Annotated in this window: 7 protein-coding genes and 1 pseudogene; all 8 read right to left on the reverse strand. The window is 72.6% G+C overall.

The window, feature by feature from the left end:
* Positions 1–78 precede the first annotated feature (78 nt).
* Positions 79–1,101 (reverse strand): adenosyl-hopene transferase HpnH, encoded by a 1,023-nt coding sequence (gene hpnH, locus HG542_RS33375; RefSeq protein WP_171088126.1) that lies wholly within the window; start codon positions 1,099–1,101, stop codon positions 79–81.
* 5 nt (positions 1,102–1,106) lie between these two features.
* On the reverse strand, positions 1,107–1,757 hold the full coding sequence (locus tag HG542_RS33380; protein ID WP_171088127.1) for a 5'-methylthioadenosine/S-adenosylhomocysteine nucleosidase family protein: 651 nt from the start codon (positions 1,755–1,757) through the stop codon (positions 1,107–1,109).
* Positions 1,757–3,775, reverse strand: coding sequence for a squalene--hopene cyclase (shc, locus tag HG542_RS33385; RefSeq protein WP_171088129.1), 2,019 nt, complete (start codon positions 3,773–3,775; stop codon positions 1,757–1,759). Before shc ends, HG542_RS33380 begins: the two co-directional genes overlap by 1 nt.
* A gap of 165 nt (positions 3,776–3,940) precedes the next feature.
* Positions 3,941–5,005 carry a polyprenyl synthetase family protein gene (locus tag HG542_RS33390; RefSeq protein WP_227728259.1) on the reverse strand — a complete coding sequence of 355 codons (1,065 nt, stop codon included), beginning with the start codon at positions 5,003–5,005 and terminating at the stop codon, positions 3,941–3,943.
* Positions 5,006–5,028: 23 nt separating this feature from the next.
* Complete coding sequence (gene hpnE, locus HG542_RS33395) at positions 5,029–6,537, reverse strand: hydroxysqualene dehydroxylase HpnE (protein ID WP_171088133.1); 1,509 nt, start codon at positions 6,535–6,537, stop codon at positions 5,029–5,031.
* Positions 6,538–6,616: 79 nt separating this feature from the next.
* Complete coding sequence (gene hpnD / locus HG542_RS33400) at positions 6,617–7,567, reverse strand: presqualene diphosphate synthase HpnD (protein ID WP_171088135.1); 951 nt, start codon at positions 7,565–7,567, stop codon at positions 6,617–6,619.
* Positions 7,564–8,463 (reverse strand): squalene synthase HpnC, encoded by a 900-nt coding sequence (gene hpnC / locus HG542_RS33405; RefSeq protein WP_171088137.1) that lies wholly within the window; start codon positions 8,461–8,463, stop codon positions 7,564–7,566. The genes hpnD and hpnC overlap by 4 nt, the downstream gene beginning before the upstream one ends.
* A 374-nt stretch (positions 8,464–8,837) precedes the next feature.
* Positions 8,838–9,018, reverse strand: a pseudogene (locus HG542_RS33410) (ABC transporter ATP-binding protein); the annotation flags it as partial.

Below are 9,018 nucleotides of genomic sequence, written 5' to 3' on the forward strand. Positions count from 1 at the left end.
GGCTGACACGACGGTCGGCCAGCTTGGCCGGGACGGACGGCAGTCCGAGCCCGACCGGTTCACGCGTGGTCATGGTGCTCAACTCCGGTTTCCGGAGACGGTTTCCCGTGCGGCGCGGAGGGACTCCTTGAGCGAGCCCATGGTGGCCAGCACCGCGGTGGGCTCGTAGCCGCAGTGGGCCATGCAGTTGGCGCACCGCGGGTCCTTGCCGCGCCCGTACTTCTCCCACTCGGTGTCCTCGATCAGCTCCCGGTACGTGGGCACGTAACCGTCGCTCATCAGGTAGCAGGGGCGCTGCCAGCCGAAGAGCGAGTAGTTGGGGATGGCCCAGGCGGTGCACGGGAAGTCCGCCTTGCCCTCCAGGAAGTCGAGGAACAACGGGCTGTGGTTGAGCCGCCAGCGGCGGCGGTTGCCGCCCGCGAAGGCCTTGCGGAAGAGCTCGCGGGTCTGGTCGACACCCAGGAAGTGCTCCTGGTCGGGGGCCTTCTCGTAGGCATAGGCGGGCGAGATCATCATCTCGTCCACCTTCAGCTCGTCGTTGAGGAAGTTGAGCACCTCGATGACGGTCTGCGGGGTGTCGGTGTTGAAGAAAGTGGAGTTGGTGGTGACCCGGAAGCCGCGCCGCTTGGCCTCCTTGATCGCCTCCACCGCCTCGTCGAAGACGCCCTCCTTCGCAACGGATTCGTCGTGCCGCTCGCGCAGCCCGTCGATGTGCACCGCGAACGCGAAATAGGGAGAGGGCTTGAACTTGTCCATCTTCTTCCGCATCAACAACGCGTTGGTGCAGAGGAAGACGTATTTCCGCCGGGCCACCAACTGCCGCACGATCTCGTCGATCTGCGGATGCATCAGCGGCTCGCCGCCTGCGATGGACACCATCGGCGCACCGGACTCCAGCACCGCGCCGACCGCCTGGGCAACGGGCATCCGCTGTTTCAGCACGCCCGCCGGGTGCTGGATCTTCCCGCAGCCCTCGCACTTGAGGTTGCAGGCGAAGAGCGGTTCGAGCTCGACGATCAGCGGAAACTTGTCGCGCTTCCGGAGCTTCTGTTCAAAGAGATAGGTCCCGACCCGGATGGTCTGGCGAAGCGGCATGGCCATCTGGCTCACCTCCTGGGGAGCAGCAAAGAACGGTGCCATTCGAAAAAAGCCGGAAGGACGGTGCGGAGCACGCGGAAAGCCGATATTCCACCCCGCAAGGTCCCGATTCGGACGAGTTCATGTTCTGGAGCGTCCACGACCACCCGGACGGCCGCAACCGGGCGCGGGCCCGTCCTCACCGCGCTTCGGAGCGTGGCGGCGGACTCCATGTCCACCGCGAGTGCGCCGGAGGCGTGCAGTCCGGCGCGTTCCGCGCCGCGCACGACGTGGTCCGAGCCGACCAGCGGCCCGGTGTGGATGACGCGGCCGGGGACGGCACGGGCGAGTTCCTTGGCCAGGATCTCGGAGCCGAGGCACTCGGTGCGGCCCTCCCCGTCGCGGGTCTCGTCGGCGACGACCAGGTCGCCCGGGTGCATGCCCGGTGCGAGGCCGGCGCAGAAGCCGGTGGCGATCACGGCCGCCTCCTGCAGCGGACCGCCCGCGGCGAGGGCCCCGGTAACGGCACGGTCCGCCGCCAGGGGGCCCATGCCGGTACGGAGCACGGTCACGGGCCCGGCCGCGCCGCCCGTGCCGCCGCGCAGGGCCAGGCGCTCGATGCCGAGCGCGCAGGCGATCAGCAGCGGTGCGGGGGCGGGCGTGCCCGTGCCGGGGGTCATCAGCTCTCCCGGGGTTCCCTGGCCCGGTCCGCGGCGAAGGGTTCGCCGTGCAGATACCGGCCGAGCGCGGTGAGCGGGAACACCTGGCGGTACAGGTGGTAGTTGATCGAGAAGTCCCACGGGAAGCCCGTACCGGTGAAGTACGGCTCGTCCCAGGAGCCGTCCTCGCGCTGGGTGTCGGCGAGCCAGGCCACGCCCCGGGCGACGGCCTCGCTCTCCCGCTCGCCCGCGGCGAGCAGGGCCATCAGGGCCCATGCGGTCTGCGAGGCGGTGGAGGCGCCGCGGCCGATCCACTCCGGGTCACGGTAGGAGCGCAGGTCCTCGCCCCAGCCGCCGTCGGGGTTCTGCACGCTGAACAGCCAGTCCACGGCCCTGCGGATCGCGGGGTGCGCGACGGGGAGCCCGGCGGCCACCAGGGCGGGGACCACGGACCCGGTGCCGTAGAGGTAGTTGACGCCCCAGCGGCCGAACCAGGCGCCGCTCGGCTCCTGTTCGGCGAGCAGCCAGGTGATGCCGCGCCGGGTGCGCGGGTCGTGCTCCTTGCCGAGCACCGAGAGCATCTCGACCACGTGCGCGGTGACATCGGCGGAGGGCGGGTCGACGACCTCGCCGAAGTCGCAGAACGGCAGCCGGTTGGGGAACTTGCTGGTGTTGTCGGCGTCGAAGGCGCCCCAGGCCCCGTTCTTCGACTGCATGCCCAGCGTCCAGCGGGCGGCCCGCCGGATCGCCGTCCCGATGCGCTCCCGGTCGGGGTGGGCGATGCGCCGCAGGGCGAGGATCACCTCGGCGGTGTCGTCGATGTCGGGGTAGTTGTCGTTGTGGAACTCGAACGCCCAGCCGCCCGGGGGCAGTTCGGGGCGCCGCACCGTCCAGTCGCCGGAGCGCAGGACCTGCTCGTCGAGCATCCAGTCGGCCGCCTTGACCAGTGCCGGGTGGTCGGGCGCCACGCCGGCGTCGACGAGGGCGACGGCGGCGAGGCAGGTGTCCCAGACCGGGGACTGGCAGGCCTCGATCATCCGGGCCTCGCCGTTCTCGCGCGGAACGGCGAAACGGTCCAGCGACTCGAGCCCGGCACGCAGCACGGGGTGGTCGAGATCGTAGCCGAGCAGGTGCAGGGCGATGATCGAGTAGACGGCGGGCGGCTGGATCCCGCCCCAGCAGCCGTCGTTCTCCTGGCGCTCGATGATCCAGCGCGCCGCGGAGTTGACGGCGGAGCGGCGCAGCGCCCCGACGGGGAGCCTGCGGTAGAGGTGCAGTGCCTTGTCGAGGCGCTGGAAGAAGCCGTCCCAGCTCGCGGCCGGGGCGAGCGGACGCGGCGGGTTGGGCCGGCGCGGGTCGGTGTGCAGCTCGTCGAGGACGAACGGGGCGGGGCGCACGGGGCGGTGGGCCGCGACGATGGTGAGCGGCACGATGGTCTGCCGGGCCCAGCAGCCGAAGGTGTAGATGTTGAGCGGGAACCACTTCGGCAAGTAGATGATCTCCGGCGGGAGTTCGGGGAGGTCGTCCCAGCTCCACCAGCCGAAGAGGGCCAGCCAGATCCGGGTGAAGACCCGGGTGGCGGCGATGCCGCCCTGTCCGCGGACCCAGGCGGAGGCGGCGGCCATGTGCGGTGCGTCGGGGCCGTCGCCCGCGAGCCGGAGGGCGACATAGGCCTCGACGGTCGCGGAGAGTTCGGCGGGCCCGCCGTGGAAGGTGGCCCAGGTGCCGTCCGGGCGCTGCTGCGAGCGGATCCAGCGGGCGGCGCGGCGGGTGGTCTCCTCGTCCCGGATGCCCAGGAACTGACGGAGCAGCAGGTCCTCGGCGTCCATGGTGACGTTGGTCTCCAGGTCGCCCTTCCACCATCCCTGTTCGTCCTGCCGGGACAACAGGTGTTCGACGGCTCGGGCCGTGGCCCGTTCCGCGGCCTCGTGCGTCTTCGCCGCCCCCGCGGCCGCGGGCAGGGGCTCGGCGATCGTGCTGTGTCCGGCCTCGGCCGCGCGGGGCGGATGTGCCCCGGTGCCGTCGGTCGTCGCTGTCATGGCTTCCCCTTTTGCAGTGAATTGCGTCTCTGCCGTACTGCTTGTGACTGCCGTACTTGGGGGTTGCGTCGGCCGGTGCCGCACGGGGCACCGGCCGGCGACTGCGCGCTAGATCGGGTGAATGGGAATCATCTCTTCCGTCTCTTGCGTGTCATCTCTCATATGTCATCTCTTGCGTACGACGACGAAGTCGGCGAGCGCGACGAGCTGCGCCCGGACCTGCGCGGGCATGTCGACCCCGTTGAGGGCCTCGATCGCGGTGGCGTACTGGCGGCGGGCCTCCCGGGAGGTCCACTCCCGGCCGCCCGCCTCCTCGATCAACGCGGCGCGGGAGGCGAACTCCTCCTCGTCGAAGTCGGCGAGCTGGGCGTCCGTGAGCTTCGCATCGGCGGCGAGGATGCCGGCGAGCCGCTCGGACGCGGGGCCGCCGGCCGCCAGGGCGGCGACCACCGGGAGCGACTTCTTGCGCTGGCGCAGGTCGCTCCAGGTCTGCTTGCCGGTGGACGCCGGGTCGCCCCAGATGCCCAGCAGGTCGTCGACGGCCTGGAAGGCGAGGCCCAGGTGGTGGCCGTAGGCCTCCAGGACGTCGGCGGTCTTGTCGTCGGCGCCGCCGAGGACGGCGCCGATGGAGGCGGCGCAGGCCAGCAGGGCACCGGTCTTGTTGCCCTCCATCTCCAGGCACTCGGCGACGGTGACCCGCTCGCGGTGCTCGTAGGAGATGTCCTGGGCCTGGCCGTCGATGAGCTTGCGGGTGGCGGTGGTCAGCCGTCGGGTGGCCCGGCCGGCCTCGACGGTGCCCAGCTCCAGCAGCAGCTCGTTGGCCAGCGCGAAGAGGGCGTCGCCGACGAGGATGGCCTGCGCGGGGCCGTGCAGCTTCCACACGGTCTCCCGGCCGCGGCGCTGCTCGTCGCCGTCCATCAGGTCGTCGTGCAGCAGCGAGAAGTTGTGCACGAGCTCCACCGCGACGGCGCCGGGCACGCCCGCCTGGGGCGCGGCACCCGCGGCCTCGGCCGAGAGCAGCGCCAGGGCGGGGCGCACGGCCTTGCCGCTGTCGCCGTGCGCCGGGCGGCCCTCGGCGTCGATCCAGCCGAAGTGATAGGCGGCGACGGCGTCCATGGGCGGCGCGAGCCGGCCCACGGCGTCGCGCAGCACCGGTGCGGCAAGCGCCCGTCCGCGCTCCAGCAGGGCGCTCACGCCCGCGGTGTCGACAGCTGGGATCGCCGAAGTCACGGTCTCTCCTCTGGTGGTCGTGCTCACGCGCGCCCCGTCCGGGGGGCGCACGCCTGGTCGGCTCGCCGGGTCATGCCGCCGCCTCCCGCAAGGGGGTCACGGTACGGCCGTCCGAGCCCGGAGAGTGCCGCGCCCGCGGCCTGGACACCGCTGCGCACCGCGCCCTCCATCGTCGCGGGCCAGCCGGTGGCGGTCCACGCGCCGGCCAGGTAGAGGCCGGGCACGCCGGTGGCGGCCTGCGGCCGCAGCCGCCCGACCCCCGGGGTGGGGGCGAACGTCGCTGTCCGCTCCCGGGTGACGAAGAAGTCCTTCACGCCGGCTCCCCGCGCGGCCGGCAACAGCCGCTCCAGCTCCGGGAGATAGCGCTCGCGCAGCTCGGCGACCGGCCGGTCGATGTCGTCCTGCGCGGCGGACTGCGACACGGCCAGGTACTGCGCGGCGCCGTCCGCCCCGGCGAGCCCGGACGACTCCGTGCGGTCGAAGACCCACTGCACGGGACTGCCGAGCGCCGCGAAGAACGGCTGACGGAGAACTTTGCGATCGTATACGACGTGCAGGTTGAGGATCGGCGCGGTGCCGATGTCCAGCAGCCGGTCCGGGTCGTCGAGGGCCCCGTCGGGCAGCAGGGCGCGGGCCTCGCGCTGGGGCACGGCGAGCACGACGGTGCCGGCGTCCAGCCGCTCGGCGGTGCCGGGCCCGGACTCGGCGTCGACGTGCCAGCCGCCGTCCGCACTGCGGGTGATGGCGGTGGCGCGGGTGCGCAGCGCGGTGCGGACCCCGGCCCCGTCGAGGGCGGCGCGGGCCCGGGTGTCGTGCAGCTCGCCGAGCGGGACGTGGGCCCAGCCGATGTCGGCGGCGCCGGGCGCGGAGAGCAGCCCGGTCTTGAAGACCTTGGCGGCCAGTCCCAGGGACGCCCGGTCCGCCGTCGCATTGAGGGTGGCGACGCCGACCAGGTCCCACAGGGCCTCGACGGTGCGGGCGGACTGGCCGTGGCGGTGCAGCCAGGTGGCGAAGTCCACGCCGTCCAGCGCCGGGTCCTCCGGGTCGAGCGCACCGAGCGCCAGCGCGGCGCGGCCGACCTTGGCGCGCTCGGCGAGCGAGAGATGCGGGTACGTGGCCAGGCTGGCCGCCAGGTGCAGCGGCACGGGCAGGGCGGCCCGGCGCAGCCGGCCCAGGCGCGGGCGCCCGGACGGGTGGCCCACGTCGAGGACGGGCACGTCGAGCCGGTCCTGCAGGGGGGCCAGGTGGCGGGCGCCGACGCGGTCGAGGAACCACTGGTAGGCGGTGCAGCAGCGCAGGTAGACGTGCTGGCCGTTGTCGACGGACATGCCGCCGCGGCGGAAGGAGAAGGCCAGGCCGCCGAGGCGCGGCCGCCCTTCGAGCAGCGTGACCTGCAGCCCCGCACCGGCGAGTTCGAGGGCGGCCGTGACGCCTGCCAGGCCGCCCCCGATCACCACCGCGGCCGCCCCCAGGGGACGGCCTGCTTCGTCTGTGCGGAGCCGCTCGGGCCGGGTTGTCGTCCCCTCGGTCATGCGCCCACCCCCTCGGCTGCTGTCTGGGACGTGCCCTCCGGGCGGAGGGTTGCACACCGGCCCGTGCGCGTGCGGGTCATCAAGCGCGCCCCCTGGCGGTCGCCCGGTGGACGCTGCGCGCGTCGTACCCGGACAGCCCGCGCACGGCGACGAACGCTTTCTCCCGGCCGGGCAGGGAGACCCGGCGGCGCAGCACGGCCTCCGGCTCCTCGGCGATCCTGTCCAGCAGCCGCCGGTAGATGCCGGACATGGCGGCGACGCAGGCGCCGCTGCGCCGGTCGAGCATGGGCAGCAGCCGCAGGCCGGTGGCGAACAGGGCGCGGGCGCGCCGCACCTCGAACTGCACCAGCCCGGTGAAGTCCGCGCCCTGCGGGGGCACGGCCGCGTGGAAGCCGTCCGAGCAGCCGAACTTGGCGAGGTCGTCGGAGGGCAGGTAGGTGCGGCCGTTGGCCGCGTCCTCGCGGACGTCGCGCAGGATGTTGGTGAGCTGCAGGGCCAGGCCCAGCGTATCGGCGTACTCCGCAGCGCGCTCGGCGTCGCGTGCGCCGGGGACGGTGCCGAACACGCCGAGCGAGAGGCGCCCGATGGCGCCCGCGACGCAGCGGCAGTAGAGGGCCAGATCGTCCCAGGTCTCATAGGTCTCGCCGCGGACGTCCATCTGGACGCCGTCGATCAGCTCGTCGAGCGCGCCCAGCGGAATGGGGAAGCGGCGCACGGCGTGCGCGAGCGCGACGGCCACCGGGTCGGTGTCGTCCTCGTCGATCGCGCCGTCCCTTATCCGGGCGAGTGTCGCCCGGGCCTCCTCCAGCCGCAGCCGCTTGGCCTCGGGCGCCAGCGGCCCGTCACCGATGTCGTCGATGCGCCGGGAGAAGGCGTACAGCGCCGACATGGCCCGCCGCTTGGCGGTCGGCAGCAGTCTGATGCCGTAGCTGAAATTGCCGGCCTGCTGTCCGGTGACGGCCTCGCAGTAGCTGTACGCGGCGAGTACCGGTGCGGACGCGTGTGGCGTTCCGTTCACGGTCCCGCTCACCCCTCTCTTCGCAATGTCGCCCCCACCTCGCGCAGCACGCTGAGCTTGGTGGGCTTCGGCGGTCCGGGGAGCACGTCGTGGCCTGCGGCGGCGACCGCCTTGAGCGCGGCCCTCCCCCCGCCCACGAACCCCGCGAGCAACAGCTTGAGCCTGCCGTGGACGCTACCCACCAGGGGGGTCCCTTCATTCAGCAGGGTCCGGGCGCGTTCCGCCTCGTACGCGACCAGGGCGCGCACCGATGCGCCCGCCGTCGGCCGGGCGAGGTCGGACTCCGTGACACGGAAGCGCTGCATGTCCTCGGCGGGGAGGTAGACGCGGTCGCGTCCCAGGTCCTCGGCGACGTCCTGCAGGTGTTCCACGATCTGCAATGCGGTGCAGACCGCGTCCGAGCGGCGGATCCGCTCGGGGCTTGCGGTGCCGGTGATGCCGAGGACGAGGCGGCCCACGGGGTTCGCGGACAGCTCGCAGTAGGCGAGCAGCTCCTCGTACGTGGCGTAGCGGCTCACCCGCTGGTCCTGGCGGTTGGCCTCGATGAGCCCCAGGAAGGGCTCGGGCGTCAGACCGCACCGGCGCACGGTCGGACGGAGGCGGATCAGCAGCGGGTGGCGGGGGCCGGTGCCGCTGCTGTCGAAGACCCGGCGCAGGTCGGCCTCGAAGGCGTCCAGCATCGCCGGGCGGTCGTCGGACTGCTCGCGGTCCAGGCCCAGCAGCTCCGCGTCGCGGCCGCCGGGGGCCAGGTCGCCGTCGCCGATGTCGTCGACGAGGCGGGCGTAGCCGTAGACGGCCATCAGGTCGGCCCGCCAGGCGTGCGGCACGAAGAAGGGTGCCACGGGGAAGTTCTCGTGCGCGGCCTTGTCGAGCACGGCGCGCGCGTGCGCGTCCGTCCCCGCGGTCATCGCGGGCTGCCCGGACCGGGGACGGCGTACGCGTCTCTGATCTGGAGCGTTCCCGTACCCATTGCCGTCACATCTCCCGTTCTACACTGCCGAGCCAGAACATCCTATTTCGGACACGCCGCAGGCGGCGCCCCTGCCGTCGGCCCTCTCGGCCGTTTCTCCGGCGCCCCGGCGGCCGCAGGCACGGGGAGTACGGGGGTACACCCTCGCCCGCCGCGGAACAGGCGCAAAAACAGCACGGTACAGCGTACGCCGTACAGGTGCCCGACGCCCGCCGGGGTGTGTGCTTGATCCATACAATGCCACGCGGACCGCTAAAGGGCCTTGCATATAAGGCAGTTGATCGTTACGAACCGGTCAATCCCATGAGATGCTCAGCGCGCCGTTTCCTTCTCGTACGCCCGTACGACCTCGTCCGTCGGGCCGTCCATCAGCAGCTCACCGCGCTCCAGCCACAGCACGCGGTCGCACGTGTCGCGGATCGACTTGTTGTTGTGGCTGACGAGGAAGACGGTGCCGGCTTCCTTCCGCAGCTCGCGGATGCGTTCCTCCGAG

Source organism: Streptomyces morookaense (assembly GCF_013030945.1).
Classification (GTDB): domain Bacteria; phylum Actinomycetota; class Actinomycetes; order Streptomycetales; family Streptomycetaceae; genus Streptomyces; species Streptomyces morookaensis.